The organism is Paenibacillus aurantius (genome assembly GCF_032268605.1).
GTDB lineage: Bacteria > Bacillota > Bacilli > Paenibacillales > NBRC-103111 > Paenibacillus_AO > Paenibacillus_AO aurantius.
This window is the reverse complement of record NZ_CP130318.1, coordinates 2,735,812-2,758,459: the sequence shown is the minus strand read 5'-3', so window position 1 is coordinate 2,758,459 and position 22,648 is coordinate 2,735,812. Positions and strand designations below refer to the sequence as shown.

Annotated in this window: 21 protein-coding genes; all 21 read right to left on the bottom strand. The window is 53.5% G+C overall.

Going from position 1 to position 22,648, the window contains the following annotated elements; genetic code table 11:
* Nucleotides 1-8: 8 nt before the first annotated feature.
* Nucleotides 9-500, bottom strand: a complete 492-nt coding sequence (locus MJA45_RS12505; protein WP_315607578.1) for a YajQ family cyclic di-GMP-binding protein — start codon at nucleotides 498-500, stop codon at nucleotides 9-11.
* Between the two features lie 24 nt (nucleotides 501-524).
* Nucleotides 525-1,421 carry a helix-turn-helix domain-containing protein gene (locus MJA45_RS12500; protein ID WP_315607577.1) on the bottom strand — a complete coding sequence of 299 codons (897 nt, stop codon included), beginning with the start codon at nucleotides 1,419-1,421 and terminating at the stop codon, nucleotides 525-527.
* Nucleotides 1,422-1,456: 35 nt separating this feature from the next.
* Nucleotides 1,457-2,215 carry a YmfK family protein gene (locus tag MJA45_RS12495; RefSeq protein ID WP_315608011.1) on the bottom strand — a complete coding sequence of 253 codons (759 nt, stop codon included), beginning with the start codon at nucleotides 2,213-2,215 and terminating at the stop codon, nucleotides 1,457-1,459.
* A 149-nt stretch (nucleotides 2,216-2,364) separates the two neighbouring features.
* The gene (locus tag MJA45_RS12490) at nucleotides 2,365-2,613 is read right to left on the bottom strand and encodes a DUF3243 domain-containing protein (protein ID WP_315607576.1); all 249 of its coding nucleotides are present in this window, start codon (nucleotides 2,611-2,613) and stop codon (nucleotides 2,365-2,367) included.
* A 75-nt stretch (nucleotides 2,614-2,688) separates the two neighbouring features.
* Nucleotides 2,689-3,438 (bottom strand): elongation factor P 5-aminopentanone reductase, encoded by a 750-nt coding sequence (ymfI, locus tag MJA45_RS12485; protein WP_315607575.1) that lies wholly within the window; start codon nucleotides 3,436-3,438, stop codon nucleotides 2,689-2,691.
* Nucleotides 3,438-4,721 (bottom strand): EF-P 5-aminopentanol modification-associated protein YfmH, encoded by a 1,284-nt coding sequence (yfmH, locus tag MJA45_RS12480; RefSeq protein WP_315607574.1) that lies wholly within the window; start codon nucleotides 4,719-4,721, stop codon nucleotides 3,438-3,440. Before yfmH ends, ymfI begins: the two co-directional genes overlap by 1 nt.
* A 4-nt stretch (nucleotides 4,722-4,725) precedes the next feature.
* Nucleotides 4,726-6,006 (bottom strand): EF-P 5-aminopentanol modification-associated protein YfmF, encoded by a 1,281-nt coding sequence (yfmF, locus tag MJA45_RS12475; protein WP_315607573.1) that lies wholly within the window; start codon nucleotides 6,004-6,006, stop codon nucleotides 4,726-4,728.
* 116 nt (nucleotides 6,007-6,122) lie between these two features.
* Nucleotides 6,123-6,893 (bottom strand): spore cortex-lytic enzyme, encoded by a 771-nt coding sequence (sleB, locus tag MJA45_RS12470; RefSeq protein WP_315607572.1) that lies wholly within the window; start codon nucleotides 6,891-6,893, stop codon nucleotides 6,123-6,125.
* 180 nt (nucleotides 6,894-7,073) lie between these two features.
* Nucleotides 7,074-9,536, bottom strand: a complete 2,463-nt coding sequence (locus MJA45_RS12465; RefSeq protein ID WP_315607571.1) for an FtsK/SpoIIIE family DNA translocase — start codon at nucleotides 9,534-9,536, stop codon at nucleotides 7,074-7,076.
* A 57-nt stretch (nucleotides 9,537-9,593) separates the two neighbouring features.
* On the bottom strand, nucleotides 9,594-9,830 hold the full coding sequence (locus MJA45_RS12460) for a YlzJ-like family protein (protein ID WP_315607570.1): 237 nt from the start codon (nucleotides 9,828-9,830) through the stop codon (nucleotides 9,594-9,596).
* Nucleotides 9,827-10,594: a ClpP family protease gene (locus MJA45_RS12455; RefSeq protein ID WP_407083128.1), complete on the bottom strand. Its 768-nt coding sequence runs from the start codon at nucleotides 10,592-10,594 to the stop codon at nucleotides 9,827-9,829. Before MJA45_RS12455 ends, MJA45_RS12460 begins: the two co-directional genes overlap by 4 nt.
* A gap of 138 nt (nucleotides 10,595-10,732) precedes the next feature.
* Nucleotides 10,733-12,409 (bottom strand): ribonuclease J, encoded by a 1,677-nt coding sequence (locus tag MJA45_RS12450; protein WP_315607569.1) that lies wholly within the window; start codon nucleotides 12,407-12,409, stop codon nucleotides 10,733-10,735.
* A 178-nt stretch (nucleotides 12,410-12,587) separates the two neighbouring features.
* A complete protein-coding gene (gene dapA, locus MJA45_RS12445) occupies nucleotides 12,588-13,472 on the bottom strand; it encodes a 4-hydroxy-tetrahydrodipicolinate synthase (protein ID WP_315607568.1) in 885 nt (294 codons plus the stop codon).
* A 15-nt stretch (nucleotides 13,473-13,487) separates the two neighbouring features.
* The gene (gene dapG / locus MJA45_RS12440) at nucleotides 13,488-14,693 is read right to left on the bottom strand and encodes an aspartate kinase (protein ID WP_315607567.1); all 1,206 of its coding nucleotides are present in this window, start codon (nucleotides 14,691-14,693) and stop codon (nucleotides 13,488-13,490) included.
* Nucleotides 14,694-14,724: 31 nt separating this feature from the next.
* Entirely contained in the window at nucleotides 14,725-15,762 is a 1,038-nt protein-coding gene (locus MJA45_RS12435; RefSeq protein ID WP_315607566.1) for an aspartate-semialdehyde dehydrogenase, read from the bottom strand.
* 69 nt (nucleotides 15,763-15,831) lie between these two features.
* Nucleotides 15,832-16,425, bottom strand: a complete 594-nt coding sequence (locus MJA45_RS12430) for a dipicolinate synthase subunit B (protein WP_315607565.1) — start codon at nucleotides 16,423-16,425, stop codon at nucleotides 15,832-15,834.
* Nucleotides 16,422-17,321 carry a dipicolinate synthase subunit DpsA gene (gene dpsA / locus MJA45_RS12425; RefSeq protein WP_315607564.1) on the bottom strand — a complete coding sequence of 300 codons (900 nt, stop codon included), beginning with the start codon at nucleotides 17,319-17,321 and terminating at the stop codon, nucleotides 16,422-16,424. The genes MJA45_RS12430 and dpsA overlap by 4 nt, the downstream gene beginning before the upstream one ends.
* A 187-nt stretch (nucleotides 17,322-17,508) precedes the next feature.
* Nucleotides 17,509-17,964 (bottom strand): dUTP diphosphatase, encoded by a 456-nt coding sequence (gene dut, locus MJA45_RS12420; RefSeq protein WP_407083156.1) that lies wholly within the window; start codon nucleotides 17,962-17,964, stop codon nucleotides 17,509-17,511.
* Nucleotides 17,918-19,201 (bottom strand): M16 family metallopeptidase, encoded by a 1,284-nt coding sequence (locus tag MJA45_RS12415; RefSeq protein WP_315607563.1) that lies wholly within the window; start codon nucleotides 19,199-19,201, stop codon nucleotides 17,918-17,920. Before MJA45_RS12415 ends, dut begins: the two co-directional genes overlap by 47 nt.
* Before the next feature lie 66 nt (nucleotides 19,202-19,267).
* Nucleotides 19,268-20,299, bottom strand: coding sequence for a polysaccharide deacetylase family protein (locus MJA45_RS12410; protein WP_315607562.1), 1,032 nt, complete (start codon nucleotides 20,297-20,299; stop codon nucleotides 19,268-19,270).
* Nucleotides 20,300-20,525: 226 nt separating this feature from the next.
* The gene (gene pnp / locus MJA45_RS12405) at nucleotides 20,526-22,634 is read right to left on the bottom strand and encodes a polyribonucleotide nucleotidyltransferase (RefSeq protein ID WP_315607561.1); all 2,109 of its coding nucleotides are present in this window, start codon (nucleotides 22,632-22,634) and stop codon (nucleotides 20,526-20,528) included.
* Between the last annotated feature and the right edge of the window lie 14 nt (nucleotides 22,635-22,648).

The following is a 22,648-nucleotide window of genomic DNA, read 5'->3' as shown; positions in this document are numbered from 1 at the left end:
GATGCCGTTTAGCGGAAATTCGAGAATTGAAGCTCCAGCGGCAGATCGGCCTGCTTGATCAGCTGGATGGCCTTCTGAAGATCATCCCGGCTCTTGCCCGAAACCCGGATCTGGTCTCCTTGAATCTGACTGGATACTTTCAGCTTCGAGTCACGAATCATGACATTGATCTTCTTGGCCATGTCCTGGTCGATTCCCTGCTTGAGGGTGACCTTCTGCCGGACCGTACCGGATGAGGCGGGCTCCACCTTTCCGTACTGCAGATTTTTGAGGGAAATCCCCCGCTTGGCCATCTTGGATTGAACGATATCGATGACATTCTGCAGCTTGAATTCATCGTCCGAAATCAGCACGAGCTCGTCTTTTTCCAGCTTGATGCTGCTCTTGCTTCCTTTAAAGTCAAAGCGGGTTTCGATTTCCTTCTCGGCTTGGTTGATTGCATTGTTCAGTTCCTGCATATCGATTTTTGAAGTGATGTCAAAGGAGTTATCGTTTGCCATGTGCCCTCATCCTTTCCCTTATTGTTATTGAACGGTGGCCGGGGATCCCGAAGGTAACGGTGCTCCTCCCGGATCAAATTGGAACCGCTTCGGATTGGGGGCTTCTCCCACATTAACAACCGTTCCATTCACCTTTAACTCGACGGCGTTGGCTTTGCCGAGCAGCAGGAAGGTCGATTGTGCCTGGGTCCACGTCTTCGTTTGCCCTTTCTTAGGCTGTCCCTGTTCGATCATCGTTCTTTTGTTGTTTTCCACCTTATCGAGCTTGTAATAGCATTCATCGCCCGTCACGGTTAGCTGAATTTGAACGGGGCCTTGGGTCACCGCGTAATAGTCGACTCCATCCTCCGTTTTGACCAGCTTAACCTCCGGTACCGGGGTAGGCGTTGGAGTTGGAGTTGGTGCAGGCGTAGGTGTAGAAGACGAAGCCGCCTGAGGGTTATCGCCTGTTCCGGCTGCTTTGGATGTGGACGAAGGGGTCTTCTCCGTGAGCCGCTTGGTTTCTTCTTCGGTAAATTTGGTGCCACCGCCGGAGGCATTATGACTTAGCACGTAATACAGGATAACGGCTATAAGAATGAAGAAGGCCCATAAAATGACGCCCGTAGCCCAAACGTTCCATTTGATGGCGGATTTGGCCGGGGTTCGGTTTCGCCGGAGCGGCTCGCTGACCGTTTCCGGTGCGGTGGCAGGAATAACGTTCTTGTACATGCTAAGCACTTCACTGGGATCCAGGCCTACGGCCTCTGCGTAGCTCTTGATGAAGGCGCGGACATAGAAATTTCCGGGAAGGTCCTTGAAGTTCCCTTCCTCAATTGCTTCCAGGTATCGTTTACGGATCTTGGTGGTTTCCTGCAAGTCTTCCATGGAAATGCCTTTGTCCAATCTGGCTTTCTTAAGCTGCTGGCCCAACTCAAACACACGGTCACCCCCTTGCTAGAAATTTCTCTTAGGAATCAGAAGCCTTCGTAGTTTCCGGTAAAGGTTTCATAATTGATTTCTTCGTCCGGCGTGTTACGCAGTTCAATAATATAATCAAAATGACTGTAATCATACTCCGATTCCCGGATAAAAATATCCGGATGCTCAATAACCTTTGTGGAAGGAGCGCCCATGATATCCTGAAGGAGGGCGTAATGCTTCTCGTTGGAACGAATGGTAGAAACAATTCCGTCAATGATGAAGACGTTGTTAACATTCATCTCATCCTCGGACAGCTGGCTTCGCACCGTTTGCCTCAGCAAGGTGGAGGAAACGAACGTCCATCGCTTATTGGAGCAGACGCTTCCTGCGATGATGGATTCCGTCTTACCGACACGCGGCATTCCGCGCAGGCCGATGACCTGGTTGCCTTCCCGTTTGAAGATTTCCCCGAGGAAATCCACCAAGAGCCCCAGCTCGTCCCTCGTGAAGCGGAAGGTTTTGCGGTCATCCGAGTCCCTCTCTATGTATCTACCATGCCTTACCGCCAAAATGTCCACGAGCTTCGGAGCCCGAAAGGCATTGATCGTTATGTTGTCGACTTTTTTTAACATTTTACCCAATAAATCGATTTTCTCATCATCGGCACATTGGAGCAGCATTCCCCGGGTGCGGTCCTCGACCCCGTTAATCGTGATAATGTTGATCTCCAGCATTCCCATGAGGGAAGCGATATCGCCGAGCAGACCGGGACGGTTTTTGTGAATTTTGTATTCCATGTACCACTGCTTCATTTCCAAGGAAGAACACCCCATGTGTGTTATGTATTCGATCATATTCTACTTGATTAGGCATTAAGCTTCAAGTTTGTGCAGGAAGACGATCCCTACAAGTATACCAAAGAAAAACCTCCCGAAAAAGGGAGGTTTTGAGAAGGCGTCCATTAGGACTTGCTGGCCATTTTCACCATTAGCTTGGCGATCGTCTTCTGCTCCTGCTCGTCGCCTGCATCCCACAGGTCCTTCAGAACACGCTCTTCTTTATTCTCGGGATCGATTTTGTTAGCCAGAAAATCTCCGATTTCATAAGCAAGGTTCGCGATTTTCTCCTCGCTCATTCCATGGTTCTCCGCCGCGTTAACGCGATTTCCCAAAAAGTGTTTCCAGTTGTCAAACGATTTCAGAACCGACATGGGACTTTGCCTCCTTTGAGAATGTTGGAATTGCCTTTGTTAATATTCTCATCGGAGCCGCTCTTTATGCGGTCTCTATGTGACCCAGCCGCCGTTTGCGCTTATGATTTGACCGGTAATGTACCCGGATTCGGGAAGCGACAAGTAGTAGACCAGTGAAGCAATCTCATCAGGCTGAGCGAATCGGCCTGCCGGAATCTCATGCTCCAGGGCCGCCTTCTCCTCCACGCTGAAGCCCGCCATCATTTCCGTATTCACCGGACCAGGGGCCACGGCGTTTACCGTAACGCCAGACGGGGCCAGTTCCTTGGCCAAAGCCTTAGTGAACGCGTTGATCCCGCCCTTGGAGGTGGAGTAAGCCACTTCGCAGGAGGCTCCCGCCATTCCCCAGATCGAGGAAATGTTAATGATTCGTCCGTATTTGCGCTCCACCATCGCCTTCATGAAAATCTGGGAGCAGAGAAAGGGACCCCGCAGGTTAATGCTCATCAACTGGTCCCATTCCTCTACGCTTAAGTCGGCAAGCATTCCGTAATGCGACACCCCGGCATTGTTGACCAGAATATCCGGAATCATCCCGTGCTTGGTGAGCTTCTCGTTCATCTTAAGAATTTGTTCCCGGCACCCGAGGTCCGCGGTTACGGTCATGACCCGGGCTCCTGCCGAGGTACAGCGGCGTGCCACCTCATTAGCCGTTTCATGGGATTCCCTATAGTGAATGACTACATTCATTCCCACAGAAGCAAACCGTTCGGCAACCGCGGCCCCTATTCCTCGGCTCCCCCCGGTAACCAGAACCGTTTGATCCTTGAAAGCTTTCTCCATTACTCCTCACTCTTTACCAGGGACACAGCAAGCCGCTCCCAATCAAAATGTTCCTGAAGCCTGCGGTTGACATCCTCGAGCTTCATGCTTTCGTAAACGGGTAGGATCTCAAACAAGTCCCCGTCGCGGAAACGGTATTTCGTAAATTCATTGGCTATGGCTTCCGGAGAATTCAGCATTCTTAAGTAGCTGCCGATCTTCTTCTTGCGGCTTCGCTCAAAATCGGCTTCGGTGATCCCTTGCTCAACGACCTTTCCTACCAGCTCCTTGAAGGTTGCGAGAAGGGCTTCGGGATCGCGGGTATCGCCGCCCATTACAGAGAAGGCATAATCCGGGCTGCTGTTGTATTCATATCCAAAGCTGTCCGAGATCAAGTTATCGTCGTACAGCTTCTGGTAGATGGATGAACTGGGGCTTAACAGAATATCGAGCATTACCTTCGTGGAGAGCTCGTTCTGCAGCAGTTCCTTGCCGTTCATCTGGACATGAGGCTCTTTGAAGCCGAATAGACATTTGGGCAGGGAAACCGGCAAGCGGGTTACCTTTTCCGGAATATGGACTTCTGCCGGCTCTTCTGGAGTAAACCGGTGAATCTCTCCTTGCCGGTCGTACTTTTTGGCGGCCTGGTTGGCGCGAATCTGCTCCATCGTAGCCTCGGCGTCGATTCCCCCAACCACAAACAGAATCATGTTGCTCGGATGATAAAACGTGTGGTAACAATCGTACAGCGTCTCCTTGGTAATCCGGGAGATGGATTCCACCGTTCCCGCAATGTCGATATGCACCGGATGGACCTTGTACATGGCTTCGATCAGGCCGAAATAGACCCTCCAGTCCGGATTGTCCTGGTACATTTTGATTTCTTGGCCGATGATTCCTTTTTCCTTATCTACGTTCTGGTCGGTGAAATAAGGATTCTGGACGAAGTTGATCAAGGTCTCCAGATTTTCCTCAATATTACCGGTAGCCGAGAACAGATAAGTGGTCCGGTCAAAGCTGGTGAAGGCGTTCGCGGAAGCTCCGAGCGAAGAAAATTTGGAGAAAATGTCTCCCTCCGGCTCTTCGAACATTTTGTGCTCCAGAAAGTGAGCGATTCCGTCCGGAACCTGTGCTTCCTCTCCTCCTTCCACCCGGAAGTGGTTGTCAACCGAGCCGAACTTAGTGGAAAACGTGGCATACGTTTTGCTGAATCCCGGTTTCGGAAGCAGATACACGCTGAGGCCGTTGGGCAGCTGTTCATAATAAAGCGTTTCCTTGAGCCTGTCGTATTGAAGTTTCTCCATATCGTTACCCCTCCTTCCGGTCTCTCAGGAAGTAAATGGTGTCCAGCTGTACCTTGCGGGCCACTTCCTGAATGGCTTCCGGTGTAACCCGGCCGACGGCATCGATTAATTCTTCAACGGTTCTTTCCTTTCCGGATAATACACTGTTGAAGTCAAAGGAGATCATCTCGTAAGCGGAATCCTGGATTTCCCGGAGATGGTTGTAGATCATCGCCCTCGTCTGGTTAAGCTCAAGCTCACTGATTTCTCCTTTGCCCATGGCATCCAGCTGCCGTTTGATAATCTCCACGGCTTTCTCATAATTGGCGATCTCGATGCCCGATTGAATGGTCAGGATCCCTTTGTGGCCGTCCAGACGGGAAGAAGCGTAATAGGCCAGGCTTTCCTTCTCCCTCACGTTAACAAAGAGCTTGGAATGCGGGTATCCGCCCAGAATGCCGTTATAGACCAATGCGGGGGCATAATCCTCATCCGCATAGGTAATCGAGGTTCTTAGCCCCATGTTGAGCTTACCTTGGCCAACGTCCAGCTTCTCCACCACTGTGTTGACCTCGCGGGGGGCGGAAGGCTGGCTGCGGGACACATATTCTTCCCTTGCCCCGTTACCCGGATGGAAGGTTTCCTGAACGATGGACCGGACTTCCTCCTCCGTGGTATTGCCCACGACGTACAGATCAATCGGAGAGCGGCTCAACCATTCCCGGTAATGGGTGTAAAGGGACTCGGGTGTAATGGCTTGAATGGCGTCGAGCTTTCCGAGCGGATGAAGCCGGTACGGCTCGTTCTTGCACATTTCCTCTATGCAGCGTTCGGCGGCATAACGGATTTTATCGTTAATGATGGATTCGATTTTCTTCTGCAGGGTGCGTTTCTCGGCATCCACGTATTTGCTGACGAAGGCGTCCCCTTCTTTGGCAGGGCGCATGACGGCTTCCCCGAGAAATTGAAGGGCCTGCTTAAGGAGCGAATTCGACTCCTTGACAAAATCATCCTGAATGATGTCCATACGGAACTGAACCAGCTGATAATCGCCGCGCTTGTATATGTCAAAGCCAAAGCCGGCTCCGTACAGATCATCCAGCTTCTCCCGGAACTGCTTCGTCTCCGGAAGCCGCTCGGTTCCGCGGCGCAGCACAAAAGGAGTCAACGCTACCGGAGTTACCCATTCTTCCGCGAGCGGAGTGCCGATGTATAACGAGATGGCGTAGGTTTTAAACCGGTCGGTCGGTAAAACATGCAGCCTGATGTTGCCAATCTGGCTGCGAACAAATCGGTGGTTGTTCAATCCGGACGGCTCCCTTCTGATTCAGCTTGAGTGTGCCCTTTTCCGGCACGGTTACGCCCCTCCATTATATTCCTACAGAAAGAGAAGAAGCAACCGGAGCGGTTACTTCTTCCCGTTTATTTGCAGAAAATATGCTTTCCGATCGTCTTGATCTGCTGGCGGCTCCAAATCCACTTCGACGTCGCGGTGACCGGGTTGAAATAGTACGTGCAGCCTCCTGTCGGATCCATGCCGTTCAACGCATCCTGTACCGCCTGCTTGGCTCTTTCGTTAGGGGTAAGCCAGATTTGGCCGTCCGCTACCGCGGTGAACGCCCCAGGCTGAAAGATTACGCCCGATATGCTATTGGGGAAATTCGGATCATCCACACGGTTAAGGATAACGGCGGCTACCGCCACTTGACCGATGTATGGTTCCCCCCTCGACTCCCCATAAACGGCGTTCGCCATAATTTTGAGATCATTGTCCGAAAGTCCGCGTCTGGACGAGGCGGGAATGGCCGGTTTCTTGGTGGCCGCCGCCGCTTTTCCGCCGCCAGCACCGCTTGTTTCGGCCGTCGGCTTCCAGCTTTTGGTCGCCTGCCAAAGCTTCAGCTTTGTTTTGGACCCGACGATTCCGTCCACCTTCAGCCCGAACTCGCTTTGGAACCATTTGACGGATTTCAAGGTCCGGTAGCCGTAATCCCCGTCAATCTTGCCGGTGAAGAAGCCGAGGTATTTCAATCTCCCTTGAAGCTCGTACACATCGCCGCCCTCCGCTCCGTAACGGATGTCGGTTTTGCTAAACACCTCTTGATCGGACTTGGTCTTACCCATCTGCTTAACCTGGACAGCCGCAAAGATAACGAGCAGGATACCGATTGTGACATAAATCAGGCGTTTGTTCATTCTTCCCTCCAGCCTTTCCTTATCATGGTGTGAAACAACCTGAGGTTATTATTTGAAAGAGGCTGGGCTTCTATACCGGTAGAGGAAACCTAATCGGATTCCACGGCTGGCGGGGGAGTTAGCCGGAGTTCTTCCACCATGCACCCGCCCATAAAAAAACCGGGCCCAAGGCCCGGCATTTTAGGAGCTTATTCGGTTCTGCTGGAATTGATCGAGCGTAAGGAGCACTTCGCGCGGCTTGCTTCCCTCATAGGGGCCGACTACTCCTTTGGCTTCCATCGTGTCGATGAGGCGCGCCGCTCTCGTGTAGCCTACCCTCATTCTTCGTTGAAGGAGGGACACCGACGCCTGCTTGGCTTCCAGCACGATCTGGACCGCCTGGTCGTACAGCTCGTCCTCGAACGTGTCCTCCGCTTCCGGTATGTCTTCCACTTGAGGAACGAGGTCTTCCTGGTAGTTCGCCTTCTCCTGGTTGCTGACAAAGCTGACCACGGCCTCTACCTCCTGGTCGGACAAGAAAGCGCCTTGCACGCGAACCGGCTTGGAGGCGCCTACCGGCAGGAAAAGCATGTCTCCGCGGCCCAGGAGCTTCTCCGCTCCCGCCATATCCAGGATGGTCCGGGAGTCTACCTGAGAGGAAACGCCAAAGGCGATCCGGGAAGGGATATTGGCCTTGATCACGCCGGTAATAACATCTACCGATGGACGCTGGGTGGCGATGATCAAGTGAATGCCCGCGGCACGGGCCATTTGGGCGAGACGGCAGATCGCGTCCTCAACGTCGTTGGCTGCCACCATCATCAGGTCCGCGAGCTCATCCACGATAACCACGATAAGCGGAAGCGGCTCTCCCGGATTCGGGTTGTTCTTGTCGGTGAGCATGGCGTTGTAGCCTTCGATGTTGCGCGTGCCGCTCTTCGAGAACAGCTCGTACCTCTTCTCCATCTCGACTACAATCTTCTTCAGGGCAAGGGAAGCCCTTCGGGGGTCTGTCACCACAGGAGCGAGAAGGTGCGGAATGCCGTTGTAAACATTCAACTCTACCATCTTGGGGTCGATCATAAGAAACTTGACCTCGTCCGGTTTCGCTTTAAACAGAATGCTCGTGATGATCCCGTTGATACAAACGGATTTCCCTGAACCGGTTGCTCCTGCCACAAGAAGATGGGGCATCTTGGCCAGGTTGCCTACGATCGGCTGTCCGGAAATATCCCGGCCGAGCGTAATGGACAGCTTGGAGGCGGCATCCTGGAACACTCCGCTTTCCATAACCTCTCGTAAGGTAACGATGGAAACCTCCGTGTTAGGCACTTCAATCCCAATGGCGGATTTCCCCGGGATCGGAGCTTCCATCCGGATATCCTTGGCCGCTAACGCCAAGGCGATGTCATCCGTAAGGCTGACGATTCGGCTGACCTTGACTCCGACATCCGGCTGGATCTCATAGCGTGTTACCGACGGACCGCGGACGACTTCGAGTACCTTCGCCCGCACGCCGAAGCTTTCCAAGGTAGCCTCCAGCTTTCGTGCGTTCGCCTTGTAATCGTTCATCTCCCCGCCCTTCCCCGCACCGGCCGGCCGGGAAAGAAGCTGAAAGCCGGGGAGCTGATAAGGCTTGGAAGGCGGCTTTTCTTTGTCCGCCGCTAAGCCCAGCTCAGGGAAGTCCTCCGAACTTTCCGCCCCTTTGTTTTCCGGTACGGAAGAAGAGACGGGTGGAGCGGATAGAACAGCCGGATCCTCGACCGGCGGCTCGATGTGATCTTGAAAATCCCTTATGTAAGGTATGGGAGCAGCCGACTCGTTCACATAAACGGTTTCCTCTACGGCAGGCTCGGAGGGAATGGCTTCCTTCTTCTTGGCCGAGGGAAGACGCGGGAAGAATATCGGTTTCCGGACGGCTTCCGGCTCCGGTCCCCCTACTTCCTCTTCGTCCGCTTCATCGACTTCGTCCAAATATACCGGTGCTTTCTTGCTCTTTTTAGGAGCAGCGGCTTGGGCTCTTCTGGATTTGGCCCATTCGGACATCCGGTTGGAGAGGCCTTTACGTAAGGTTTGGAGAGAGGTGCGCAGCTTCATTCCGACATCCACAAAGGAGATACCGGTCAACAGCATGGCTCCTACGGCAAACAGGGCCACGACCATGATAACGGTTCCTTCGTACCCGAACAGAAAAAACAGGCAGGAATATAGAAACGCCCCTATGATCCCTCCGCCGATTTCTCTAGTGAGGATGTCTCCTTGCGACGGATAAGTGGAGATTCCCTCTTTCAGTGTCTTCCAGGTATCATTCCATATCAGACTGGGGGTGATCGCATCCGTAGAGCTCACCAGCTGATGAATGAAAGACATCTGGTTCATGAGAATCCAGCCGAGCAGAGCGAGCAGAATTCCGGATTTTTTCGGCGTCCAGGACCGGGGCCACGCCCGGTTGATCATCACGAAGAAAGCCAGATATATAAACACCAAGGGAATGATCCAGTCCAATACCCCTACCGTGAATCGGAAGAGAATGGTCAAGGATCTCCCGACCGACCCGGTGCGGAACAGGGCAATAGCCGAAAATAGGAGCATGGCAATGCCAAGAAGCTCGAACTTCAATGTTGTCTGGACGGATTTTTTCTTTTTCTTTCGGCCCTTTGCCACTATTTTCACCTCCGATATGCTATTATAGCATATTTTCCGCCTCTGTCGGCATATCGGTCAGCTGCGGCTGGAGGTCGTTCCGGGTGCAAAATTCAGCAGGCTTCCCGGCGTGTATTCGGCCCGCAGGTAATCATTCGGGTTGCCGCTGTAAATTCTTTCGATTCTTGCCTGGGTCTGGTTGATGAACCGGACCTCCATCTCGATGCCGTCATGCTTGATCAGCGTAGAGCGGTAATCTGTATTCTCACTGTTCTCAAAAATAACGGTTTCCGGAATAATGGAGTAGATCGTCATTGGATCATGGCCTCCCCGGCCTGCCCTCTTCTTTCCGCAATTCTCCGGTTCAGCTCCCGGATGGCATCGCCGACGCCGCCAATGGCATCGATCAGCCCGAACCTTACCGCATCCGTTCCCACCACGTTCGTCCCGATGTCCCGGGTTAACTCCCCGGTTTTGAACATCAGCTCCTTGACTTTCTCTTCCGGAATGCGGGAATGACTCGTGATGAACCGAATCACCCTGTCCTGCATCTTATCCAAATATTCGAACGTCTGCGGAACTCCGATAACCAAACCGGTTAGTCGAATCGGGTGAATCGTCATGGTGGCCGTTTCCGCTATGATCGAGAAGTCGGCCGAAACCGCAATCGGCACTCCGATGCTATGACCTCCTCCTAACACCAGGGCAACGGTAGGCTTCGACAACGAAGCGATCATCTCGGCTATCGCCAGTCCCGCTTCCACGTCTCCCCCGACCGTATTGAGGACAATCAGCACGCCCTCGATCTTCTGGTTCTGCTCGGCTGCTACCAGCTGGGGAATGAGGTGCTCATATTTGGTCGTTTTGTTCTGCGGGGGCATCACCATATGCCCTTCCACTTGACCTATGATCGACAGACAGAAGATGTTCGATTCCGCCGGCGGGGTGTTCATCTGCCCCAGTTGTTGAATGTTCTCGAGCACCGCATTCTTCTTCTGGTCTTCTCCCGGCTGCATGGGCATAGGCTGGTAAGGGGGTTGAGGGGGCTGCTGATTGGATTCCAGATAATAATAGGTCATGGTTTTCGCCTCCAAGGATTATACTGCCAACTCTTCCTAGTATGGGTTTCCCCCTTCGGCTTTATCCCTTGAAACGTGAAAAAGCCCTCCCGGTTAGGGAGGACTGGGCTAGTCGGTTTCAAGTGACTAATGCTGGATTTACACTTCCATAATGATAGGAAGAATCATTGGTCTTCTTCTGGTTTGCTCATATAAAAATCGTCCGAGTGCGTCTTTTACATGGGTTTTGAGCGACGCCCACTCGTTTACATTCTCGTTCATCAACCGGTTCAAGGTGCTGGTAACAATCCGGTTCGCTTCATCCAGCAGACCTTCGGATTCTCTCACATATACGAATCCACGGGAAATGATGTCCGGTCCGGACAGAATATTGCCTTCCTGCTTGCTCAGCGTAACCACCACGACCAGGATTCCATCCTGCGAAAGGAGCTTACGGTCACGAAGAACGATGTTTCCTACGTCGCCGACGCCTAAGCCATCGATCAGGATATTGCCGGCTTGAACCTTGGAGCCTTTGCGAGCCGTCCCGTTCTGAACTTCAACCGTATCCCCGTTGTCGATGATGAAGATGTTCTCCTTCTCCACCCCTACGGATTCGGCCAACACGCCATGCTGGCGAAGCATCCGGTATTCGCCATGAATCGGCACGAAATACTTAGGCCTCATCAGGTTCAACATCAGCTTCAATTCCTCCTGGCTGCCGTGTCCCGAAACGTGGACGCCGGAAACCGAGCCTGGCCCGTAAATAACATGAGCACCTAGACGGAACAACTCGTCTACCGTCCGGCCTACATATTTTTCATTGCCGGGGATTGGGGTTGCCGCGATGATAACGGTATCACCCGGAAGAATATCCACCTTGCGATGGGTCGAACGGGCCATCCGCGTAAGCGCCGACATAGGCTCACCCTGGCTACCCGTAGAGAGGATGACAACCCGGTCAGCCGCCATGCGGTTGACTTCCTCCGGCTCAATCAGCATGCCGTCCGGAATTCTCAAATACCCCAGTTCCGAGGCGATCGAGACGACATTGACCATGCTTCGTCCGATTACCGTTACTTTTCTCCGGGTCGCTTCCGCCGCGTCGATGACCTGCTGAATACGGTGAATGTTGGAGGCGAACGTAGCCACCACAACGCGCTGCTTGGCTTTGCGGAAGACATCCTCGAGCTCTACTCCTACACTCTTCTCCGAGCCGGTAAAGCCCGGACGCTCCGCGTTGGTACTATCCGACAGCAGCATGAGAACGCCTTTGCTCCCAATCTCCGCCATCCGGTGAAGGTCGGCATATTGATCATTAACCGGGGTTTGATCGAACTTGAAGTCCCCCGTATGAACAACCGTCCCTTCCGGGGTTTCCAAAGCGACCCCTACCGAATCCGGAATACTGTGATTGGTTTTGAAGAAAGTCGCTTTGATGGTTCCCAGATCCAGCACCGAATCCGCGTTAATGAGAATACGTTTCGTATCGCCAAGCAGGTTGGCTTCCTTCAGCTTGCTTTCGATCAGCCCGAGCGTAAGCTTCGTCCCGTACACCGGAACGTTCAGCTGCCTCAGGACGTAAGGCAATCCTCCGATATGATCCTCGTGGCCGTGCGTCACCAAAATCCCCCGCACTTTATCGCGATTCTCCGTCAAATAAGAAATGTCAGGGATGACAATGTCGACACCGAGCATGTCCTCTTCCGGAAACTTCAATCCCGAATCCACCACAACTATATCGTTGGCATATTGAATAACATACATATTTTTTCCGATCTCGCCCACGCCGCCTAGAGCGAAGACCACCAATTTATCATTACTTTTCTTAGACAAAACGTAACCTCCTTATTGAAATTAACGACGATTTATATAATGCCAACCAGAATTAGAAACCGCACCAGTCACTTGCCATCATTATACATGATCGAAAACCTCTATTACAAGTTTGCCGCATTTACCCTATATTCTCTCCAAAAAACGAAAACCGATGCCTGGCGGCACCGATATCTGTTCACTCGAACAAAGCCTTGATGAATTGAGCTTCCTGCTCGGTTGGGTTGACCAGCGGCAGCCTTACCCCGCCCACGTCTACCCCTTTTAGCTTCAAGGCATATTTAACCGGCACCGGACTGGGAACCGGATGAGGGCAATGGAACAGACCCTTGAACACCGGGAACAGCTTCTGATGCGTTTTGGCTGCCTGCTCTACTTGGCCGGACAGGTACTGAGAAATCATCTCTTTCATTTCTTTGCCGATAACATGACTAGCCACACTGACAATCCCCTTGGCGCCGACAGACAGGTAAGGAAGGGTCAAGGAATCGTCTCCGCAGTAAACCACAAAGCCCTCCGGTGCCTTGGCAAGGAGCAGCGTAATGTGATCCAAATCGCCGTGAGCTTCTTTGGTCGCCACAACATTAGGAATTTGGGCGAGGCGAAGCATAGTATCCGGCAGGATGTTAGCTACGCTTCGGCCCGGTACATTATAAAGCATAACGGGAAGGGCTGTAGCCTCCGCAACCGCTTTGAAATGCTGATAAAGTCCCTCTTGGGACGGTTTGTTGTAATAAGGCGCCACCAGAAGAATCCCGTCTACGCCTGTCTCCTCGGCGAGCTTGGTCAGATGGATGCTGTGGGCCGTGTCATAGCTTCCTGTGCCCGCTATAACCTTGCAACGGCCCGCAGCCAGCTCTACCACCTTGCGGAACAGCTGAAGCTTCTCTCCATCGGTTAGGGTGGGGGATTCACCCGTTGTTCCGCTTACAATTAAAGTCTCGCTTTGCTGCTCCTCGATTAGGTAATCGACAAGCACCTCCAATTGCGACCAATGGATTTGAAGATTGTCATCCAAGGGAGTCACCATTGCCGTTATTAATCTACCGAAATCCACAACCATTCCTCCTACTGTTGGTTAAACGTGCAGCTGGAATTGCTTATGAAGAACCTGAACCGCTTGAACCAGGTTCTTTCCTTCCACCAGCACCCAAATCGTTGTATTCGAATCTGCCGACTGAAGAATGGATATTCCTTCGCCCGTCAGAGCTTCTACTATTCGGGCCATGATTCCCGGAACGCCGTTAATTCCTCCGCCGATGACCGAAACCTTCGCACATCCGGGGACGGTCCTGGCTGTACAACCAAGGGATCGTATAGCGGCTTCGGCTCGCTCCCTTTCGGAATCCGCTACCGTGTAGACCATTCCCGATGGATTAACATTAATAAAATCGACGCTGATCCTCTCATGGGCCATGGCTTTAAACACTTTAAGCTGGAGATCGTATTCCCCTTCGGTCTGGTCCACTTGAATCTGGGTGACACCCGACACATGGGCGATTCCCGTAACGAAACGGTCGGTGACGGGACTTCCAGCTTCCGCCGAGGTGACGAGCGTCCCTTCTCCCGTATCGAAGGTGGAACGGACCCGTATAGGGATGTTGGCCTGCATGGCAAGTTCAACCGCCCTGGGATGAATCACTTTAGCGCCATTATACGCCATGTTGCATATCTCTGTGAAGGTAACCCTTTCCAAGGGGCGGGCGTCGTGGACAAGCTTGGGGTCCGCCGTCAGAATGCCGTTGACATCCGTAAAAATATCCACAATCTCCGCTTTCAGAGCGGCACCGAGCGCCGTCGCCGTTGTATCGCTTCCCCCGCGTCCCAACGTGGTAAAATCCCAGGAATCCGTTCTTCCCTGAAACCCCGTGACAATGACGACCTGTCCCTTGTCAAGCAAGTCGTATATGCGGGCAGGCTGCACCGATTGAATGCGGGCGTTGCCCCAATGGTCATTGGTAATGATACCCGCTTGGGCGCCGTTTAGCACCGAAGCCGGAATGGATTCCGCTTGCAGCAAGCTGCACAAGGTAACGGCGGAGATCATCTCTCCGCAGTACAGCAGCATGTCTTTTTCCCGGTCGGGAAGACGATTGCCGTTACGTTCCACCCAATCCAAGAGAGTGTCCGTTGCGTAGGGCTCGCCTTTTCTTCCCATCGCTGATACGACGACGACCAGCTTATACTGCCGGTCTATCGCTTGTTTAATATGACGAATGACATGATTTCTGGCTTCAACGGTGGAAAGGGAAGTGCCTCCGAATTTCTGAACGAGAATTCGCATATTCTCCCCCTGTTCTAAGCTGTGCCTGATGTTACTGTTCGATGGCGATGTATTCGCCGATTTGAACGGCGTTCCAAGCCGCACCCTTGAGAAGGTTATCGGAAACGATCCAAAGATTCAAGGCCTTCGGGTTGCTTAAGTCCCGTCTCACCCGCCCCACGTACGTTTCCAGCCGGCCGGCTGCGTTAGAAGCTAGCGGATACTGTTGTTCCGCCGGGTTGTCCTGCAGGACGATCCCCGGAGCGCTGGCGAGAAGACTCTTCACTTCCTCCAGGTCGTACTCTTCCTTAAGCTCCACATACACCGATTCGGAATGCCCGTATAAAACCGGGATGCGGACACAGGTGGCGGTAACGTCCAGTCCTTCCTCTCCCAAAATCTTCTTGGTTTCCTGGATCATCTTCATTTCTTCGTTGGTAAAGCCGTTATCGTGAAACTTGTCGATTTGAGGAATGGCATTAAACGCGATCCGATGCTTCACCGGGAGAGAGGCAACCGGCAGCAGCTCCGGCTTATCTTCCTCGCCGTCCAGAAACCGGCGGGATTGCCTTACAAGCTCGTCGACCGCCCGGCTGCCAGCCCCTGACACCGCCTGATACGTCGAAACAATGATACGCGAGATGCCGAACCGGTCATACAGAGGTTTCAGGGCCGCTACCATCTGAATGGTCGAGCAGTTGGGATTCGCAATAATCCCTTTGTGCTCGTTGAGCCGGTCCAGGTTAACCTCCGGAACGATCAGCGGAACTTCCGGGTCCATACGGAAAGCGTTGGTGTTGTCAATGCAAACGGCACCGCTCTCCACCGCATGGGGAACGAGCTCTCGGCTGACATCTCCCCCTGCACTGAAGAAGGCGATATCGACTCCCTCGAAGCTGCCCGGTCCCGCTTCTTCGACGGTTATTTCCCGTCCCTTGAAGGGAACCTTGGTGCCGGCCGAACGCTTGGATGCAAGCAGCTTAAGATCGCCGACCGGAAAATTCCGCTCTTCGAGCAGCCGAAGGATTTGCCGGCCGACCGCTCCTGAACTCCCTACTACCGCAATATGGAACAGCTTCTGAGTCGACATCTCCGTCCCTCCTGACCAGTCTCTTCCTAATCGGCTTCCAACGCCGCCTAGCGGCAGCTATAAGTCATTTCAGTAATTAAATCTCTCGATCAGAACAGGCTGGAGCTGGGTACCGTGTAAAGCAGCTTCACACGTTTCCATGATCAGATCCATCCGGGCCACGAGAGAATTCGGTTTAACCAAGGGGGCGTCCTGCCCGTATGGTACGAAGTAAATGTTTTTGGCTACGATCAATTTGGCAATGTTGGCCGCATTAAAGCCCAGGCCGTCATTGGTCGATATGGCCAGGACGAGCGGCCTCTGGTTGCGCATCTGGGCTTTGGCAGCCATAAGAACCGGACTTTCGGTCATGGCGTTAGCCAGCTTGCTGGTGGTATTTCCCGTGCACGGAGCTATGACCATGACATCCAGCAGCTTCGACGGTCCCAATGGCTCCGCCGCTACGATGGTCGAGATGATCTCGTTGCCGGTAATCTCCCTAAGCTGCTTCTGCCATTCCTCGGACGTCCCGAATCTCGTATCGGTCGTCATCAAGGTGTGAGAGGCGATGGGAATGACCTTCGCTCCCGCCTTAACGAACCGTTCGATCTGAGGCATAACCTCCGCAAACGTGCAATGCGAACCGGTTAAAGCAAACCCTACCGTTTTTCCCTGCCAGCTCATTCTCCGTTCCCCCCGTTTCGGTCGTCTTCCATCAGCAATGTGCTCAGCGTATTCGCAATGATGCGGCCGGCTGTTTTGGGAGCGACGATACCAGGCAATCCGGGGGCGAGCATGGCTTTGATCCCCCTCTTCTCGGCAAAGCGGAAGTCCGTTCCGCCGGGCTTGGAAGCGAGGTCGATAATCAGGGCACGGTTGGGAATTTTGGCTATAATTTGTGCTGTGATTATCATAGTCGGAATTGTATTGAAAATCAAGTCAATGTTCCCCACATGCTGGCTTATTTCCTGCGTGTAGAAAGGCTCGAATCCCATCTCCCAAGCCCGGGCATAATGCTCCGGACGCCGCACTCCCATCTTCACATGAGCGCCCAGTCCCTGAAGGGTTCGGGCCAAGGTAAACCCGGTTCTCCCCATCCCGAGCACCATGCTTTGCGAGCCGTGTATCGTGAAGTCGGTGTTCTGGATCGCCATCATGATGGCTCCTTCCGCGGTCGGAATGGAGTTATAGATGGCTACATCGTCGCGGTCAAACAGCTCATAGAGCTTAAGGGAATGTTTGGCGCAAAGCTTCTTCAGATAGCCTTTTGCCATTCCCGTAAAAAGTTTAGCATGCGGCGGGAGTGCTTCCACAAGCTCCTCGGTGAGCATCAGTTCCTCGGAGGAGAACACCGCCTCCACCTTCCCCGAATCATCCGTACCGACGGCAGGCAGCACCAGGGCGTCTGTTCCCGCCAGGGCTTCCTTGGTCAGGCTGGTCTTGGTAACCCCATTATAAGACAACTGCACGTGCTCAAAGCCGATCAGCTGTACCGATGCATCCAATTCGCTCAGCTTCTGGATGACCTCGAGCTGCCTCGCATCGCCGCCGATAAAAGTTACCTGGGTACCGGTAAGCATGGTAAACACCCTTTTCTTGGCCAATTTCGATAGGGTAGTTTATGCACCGGGCAAGGGATAGGTGACACGATGCCCCATGAATGAAATGGCCTGTCTGCCGGCCGGCATGACGGGGAGGAAGCAATCTCAAGAATTCAACAAAAAACCCCTGATTCCATTCATCAGGGGTTTCTTTGGGGCTATGCAGTCAGGAGCGCCCGGTATGGCCGAAGCCTCCGGCGCCGCGGGCTGTTTCCGTCAGATCCTCGACTTCCTCCAGCCGGATGTCCGGGACGTATTGGAAGACCATCTGGGCCATCCGGTCTCCCCGCTTGATGCGGAACGATTCGCTGCCGTGATTGATGAGAAGCACCTTCACCTCACCCCGGTAATCGGCATCAATCGTTCCCGGAGAATTAAGGGCGGTTATTCCATTCTTATAGGCCGTTCCCGAACGCGGTCGAATTTGCGCTTCCAGTTCTCCCGGCATGCTCAGGCAGAACCCGGTTGGAACTAAAGCTCTCTCTCCCGGTGACAGAATGACCGGTTCGCCGACGGCGGCATGAAGATCAAAGCCGCTAGCGAGCTCGGACATTTTGCAGGGCAGGGGAATATCCTCACAGCCCGGTAGTCGTTTGATCTGGACGGTGTGCCGCAAGCTGATCCCTCCTGAATCCTTGAATCGCTTTATCCGACTGCCCCACCATGGCAAGGGCGAACGGATGGGAGAACAGCTCCTTGGTCAAAGCGCGAACGTCTTCCATCTGCACCGACTGGATCCGTTCGATGGTTTCGTCGAGCGTATAGTGCCGGCCGAGCATGAGCTCATTTTTGCCTATCCGGTTCATCCGGCTGCTGGTGCTCTCGAGACTAAGAATTAAGCTTCCCTTCAGCTGCTCTTTGCCTTTGGCGAGCTCCGATTCCGTCATGCCCTTGGTCACCATCTCTTCAATGATCTCCATAGAAACCTTTAGCACTTCTTCCGTCTGCTTCGGAGCCGTGCCGGTGTAGATCGTAAACAAGCCGCTGTCAAGATGTGCGGAGTGATAGGAGTAGACGGAATACGCCAGCCCTCTCTTCTCCCGGATTTCCTGAAACAGCCTGGAGCTCATTCCTCCGCCGATAGCATTGTTCAGCAAGATCATGGCATACAGCCGGTCGTCTTTCAAGGAACAGCCGGGAAGGGACAAGCAGATGTGATTTTGCTCGGTTTGCTTGGATTCGTACTCCAATTCGCTCTGGAAAACCGGACTCGAGCTGGACTGTTCGATTCCCGCTGTCCGAAACTCTCCGAAATGCCGTTCGATGAGGTCTAAGACGTCGTCTCCGAAATTCCCGGCCAGGCTGATAACCGTGTTCGGTATGGCGTAGTGCTCATCCATGTAGGCCCGCAGATCGTCCGGCGTCATGGCAAGAAGATTCTCTTCCGGTCCCAGAATGGTGTAGCCGAGCGGATGGTCTCCGTAGGCCGCTTTGGCCAGCAAGTCATGAACCAAATCATCCGGCGTATCGTCGTACATGGAGATTTCCTCCAGGATGACGTTACGCTCCTTCTCCAGCTCCCCTTGATCGAACCGGGAATGGAAGAACATATCGGATAGAACGTCGACCGCAATGGGCAGATGCTCATCCAGAACTTTGGCATAGTAACAGGTATATTCCTTTGTCGTAAAAGCGTTCACGTTCCCGCCGATACCGTCGAAGACTTCCGCAATATCTTTGGCGGAGTACCGGTCCGTTCCTTTGAAGAGCATATGTTCAATAAAATGCGAGATCCCGTTCTGCTTGACGGATTCATTCCGGGATCCGGTCCGGACCCATATTCCGAACGAAACCGAACGGCCCGTAGCAATTTTCTCCAGAACCACTCTTACTCCGTTAGAAAGCTGGTGTTTGATCACTAGGATTCCTCCCACTAGTTGACTCGCTTATTTGGGTTGCCGGTCCGTGTCTTTCTGCCGGCAAGGTTACTTCTTCGGTGCCTCTTTCGGCTCCAGCTCCGGGATTCGGTCCGGCGAGAGCAGCTCGCTAACCGTACCGAGTACGAGCCCGCGGCTTTTGGCCGCTTGAATGATGGAGGAAAGAGCCTCACTCGAGGCGTGGGTAGGATGCATGAGAATGAGAGAGCCCGGTTCCAGCTGGGAGGTAATCCGCTTGACGACGGCCGAGGGTTCGGGTTTCTTCCAGTCTACGGTATCCAGCGTCCACAGCACGGTCCTCAGCTTCATTTCATGGGCAACCTTAACCGTTTCCGCATCAAAATCTCCTGACGGAGGGGCAAACAACGTATTATGTACGCCAAGCTGTTCGAGAAGCTTCTCGGTCCGGGTGATTTCCTCCACCGCTTTGGCCCTGCTCAGCTGGCTCATGTTCTTATGCGTATAGGCATGATTGGATAACTCGTGCCCCTGTTCTCCGATTCGGCGGGCTGTTTCCAGGTTTTTGCTCAGCCAGGTACCGTCGAAGAAAAAGGTGGCGTGAACATTCTCCTTCTTCAAGGTATCGAGCATCTTAACGAGATATTCATCGCCCCAGGCCACATTGATCATCAAGGAGATCATCGGCTTGTTGGGGTTGCCCTTATAGATCGGCTGCGGCCCCAAATCCTCCAGCCCGACCTCCGGCTTGATCTCCCGGTAAACAAAAGGAAGCGGACTTCCTTTCGGCAGATCCCGGGTCAGGGCCAACGTGCGCTCCTTGTCCACTTCCCGCCCGTTGTAGCCGGGAATGGCCTTCCATATCCGATCGACCTTGGCATTAATCGGAGCAATCCGCTGGGCCGGAGCTTCCTTCTCAATCCTGGCCTTCCACTCTTCTTCCGTCAGCCCTTCCCCCTGGACGGCCGTCTTCCACGCGGCCAGTTGCTTCCATGGATCGGCCGGCCGGCTGGACGGATGCCGGATGGTCTCGATATAACGGTCAATGCCCGTGACTGGCCCCAGTCCCCACAGGAGAAGTGCCACCACCAGGGCACCCAGGCCGATATATTTATGCTGCATGTCCAGTCTCCTTTACTCAAAGGGGGCTTGCATGACAAGCCGCTTGATATAAAGGTATGCCGGCCTGGACAAGTTTAGACGCGAGGGAGAAGTAACCGATTACCGCTTCATAAGAAAAAAGAGACAGAAGGGCTCTGGCTCTTTATTCTAACGTATTTTGTTGGATGCAACAACTTTCTCCCGGTGCGGATCCGGCGGAATGCCGTCCATTCGGAAAAAGGCGGCTTTATTGCTGAGGCTGGGCTTGAGGAGCCGCGGTCAATGTAGCCTTGCGGGACAGGTTAACCCTTCCCTGCTGATCGATCTCGGTTACCTTAACGGTGATCTTGTCTCCGATCTTGACCACATCTTCCACCTTTGCTACCCGCTCGGTCGAAAGCTGGGAAATGTGAACGAGGCCTTCCTTGCCTGGAAGCACTTCAACAAAAGCACCGAATTTCTCCACCCGCTTGACCGTCCCCAGGTAAACTTCCCCGACGACTACTTCGCGGACGATGCCTTCGATGATTTCCTTGGCTCTGTCGTTCATCGCCTGGTTGGAAGAAGCGATATACACCTTTCCATCCTGCTCGATGTCGATCTTTACGCCGGTTTCTTCAATGATCTTGTTGATGATCTTTCCGCCGGCTCCGATAACATCGCGGATCTTATCCGGATGAATCTGCATGATCGTAATTTTGGGAGCGTAAGGAGACAGTTCTTTCTTCGGCTCGCTGATGTGAGCGACCATTTTGTTCAGGATGAACATGCGGCCTTCTTTCGCCTGTGTAAGGGCTTCGGACAAAATCGCCCGGTCGATCCCTTCGATCTTGATGTCCATCTGAATGGCTGTCACGCCTTTGGCCGTTCCGGCCACCTTAAAGTCCATATCGCCGAGATGGTCTTCCATTCCTTGAATGTCCGTCAGAATGGAAACATGCTCGCCGTCCTTAATCAGACCCATGGCTACGCCAGCCACCGGAGCTTTAATGGGAACTCCAGCATCCATCAAGGCCATCGTACCGGCACAGATACTCGCTTGGGAGGTCGAGCCGTTCGATTCCAGCACTTCCGAAACGACACGGATGGTATACGGGAACTCGCTTTCGGGAGGCAGTACCATCTGCAGAGCGCGTTCCCCTAGTGCTCCGTGACCGATTTCGCGGCGGCCCGGTGCCCGAAGCGGACGGGCTTCCCCTACGCTGAACGGAGGGAAGTTGTAGTGATGCATAAACCGCTTGGTTTCTTCCAGGTCCAAGCCGTCGAGAATCTGAACATCTCCCAAGGCTCCAAGGGTACATACGCTCAAGGCTTGCGTCTGACCCCGGGTGAACAGCCCCGTTCCATGCGTGCGCGGCAGAATGCCCGTATCGCATTCGATCGGACGGATTTCGTCCAAGGCCCGGCCGTCCGGACGGATTTTGTCATGCGTGATCAGGCGGCGGACTTCTTCCTTCACGATATCGTACAAGACTTCCTTGACATCGCCAAGCTTGTCCGGTTCGTCCACATAGACTTCGTTGAAATGGGTGATGGTGTCGTCATTGATCAGATCGATAGCATCTTGACGGGCGTGCTTCTCGCCGATGCTCACGGCTTGAACCAGCCGGTCTTTAGCATACTGGCGCACCAGCCGGTTCACTTCTTCGTCGACCGTATGGAGCTTCACTGCCATCTTCGTCTTTCCGACTTCTGCGGTAAGCTCCTCAATAGCGGCTACAATCTTCTTGATTTCTTCATGGCCGAACATAATGGCTTCCAGCATAATTTCTTCGGGAACCTCGTGGGCTTCCGCCTCAACCATCATGATGGCATCCTTCGTTCCGGACACGACGAGATAAAGCTCGCTCTTGTCGGCCTGCTCGACCGTCGGATTGATCACGAACTGACCGTCCACGCGGCCCACCACCACACCGCCGATCGGACCGTTAAACGGAACATCGGAGATGCTGAGCGCCGCAGAGGTTCCGATCATCGCGGCAATTTCCGGCGAGCAATCCTGCTCTACGCTCATGACGATATTGACGATCTGCACATCATTCCGGAATCCTTCCGGGAACAGAGGGCGGATCGGACGGTCGGTCAACCGGCTTGCCAGAATGGCTTTCTGGGTCGGACGGCCTTCCCTTTTCACATAGCCTCCGGGAATTTTCCCGACGGCATACAGACGCTCTTCATAATTCACCGTCAGCGGAAAGAAATCGAGGTCCTTCGGCTCCGTGGAGGCGGTTACTGTACAAAGAACAGCCGTGTCTCCATATCGCACCATGACGGCCGCATTGGCCTGCTTGGCAAGACGCCCCGTTTCCAAAACGAGCGGGCGCCCGCCCAAATCTATCTGTATCTTTTTCTCCATAACACCCTCCTGGT

Coding starts and splice junctions, on each gene's coding strand:
- dapG (WP_315607567.1), bottom strand. CDS start 14,693: ATGCGAATTCTCGTTCAGAAATTCGGAGGCACTTCCCTTTCCACCGTT.
- MJA45_RS12435 (WP_315607566.1), bottom strand. CDS start 15,762: ATGTCGACTCAGAAGCTGTTCCATATTGCGGTAGTAGGGAGTTCAGGA.
- MJA45_RS12455 (WP_407083128.1), bottom strand. CDS start 10,594: ATGACCTATTATTATCTGGAATCCAATCAGCAGCCCCCTCAACCCCCT.
- MJA45_RS12410 (WP_315607562.1), bottom strand. CDS start 20,299: ATGCAGCATAAATATATCGGCCTGGGTGCCCTGGTGGTGGCACTTCTC.
- MJA45_RS12460 (WP_315607570.1), bottom strand. CDS start 9,830: ATGACGATCTACTCCATTATTCCGGAAACCGTTATTTTTGAGAACAGT.
- dapA (WP_315607568.1), bottom strand. CDS start 13,472: ATGGTTGTGGATTTCGGTAGATTAATAACGGCAATGGTGACTCCCTTG.
- sleB (WP_315607572.1), bottom strand. CDS start 6,893: ATGAACAAACGCCTGATTTATGTCACAATCGGTATCCTGCTCGTTATC.
- MJA45_RS12505 (WP_315607578.1), bottom strand. CDS start 500: ATGGCAAACGATAACTCCTTTGACATCACTTCAAAAATCGATATGCAG.
- pnp (WP_315607561.1), bottom strand. CDS start 22,634: ATGGAGAAAAAGATACAGATAGATTTGGGCGGGCGCCCGCTCGTTTTG.
- MJA45_RS12490 (WP_315607576.1), bottom strand. CDS start 2,613: ATGTCGGTTCTGAAATCGTTTGACAACTGGAAACACTTTTTGGGAAAT.
- yfmH (WP_315607574.1), bottom strand. CDS start 4,721: ATGGAGAAACTTCAATACGACAGGCTCAAGGAAACGCTTTATTATGAA.
- dpsA (WP_315607564.1), bottom strand. CDS start 17,321: ATGCTTACCGGTACCCAGGTAACTTTTATCGGCGGCGATGCGAGGCAG.
- MJA45_RS12495 (WP_315608011.1), bottom strand. CDS start 2,215: ATGAAGCAGTGGTACATGGAATACAAAATTCACAAAAACCGTCCCGGT.
- ymfI (WP_315607575.1), bottom strand. CDS start 3,438: ATGGAGAAAGCTTTCAAGGATCAAACGGTTCTGGTTACCGGGGGGAGC.
- MJA45_RS12430 (WP_315607565.1), bottom strand. CDS start 16,425: ATGAGCTGGCAGGGAAAAACGGTAGGGTTTGCTTTAACCGGTTCGCAT.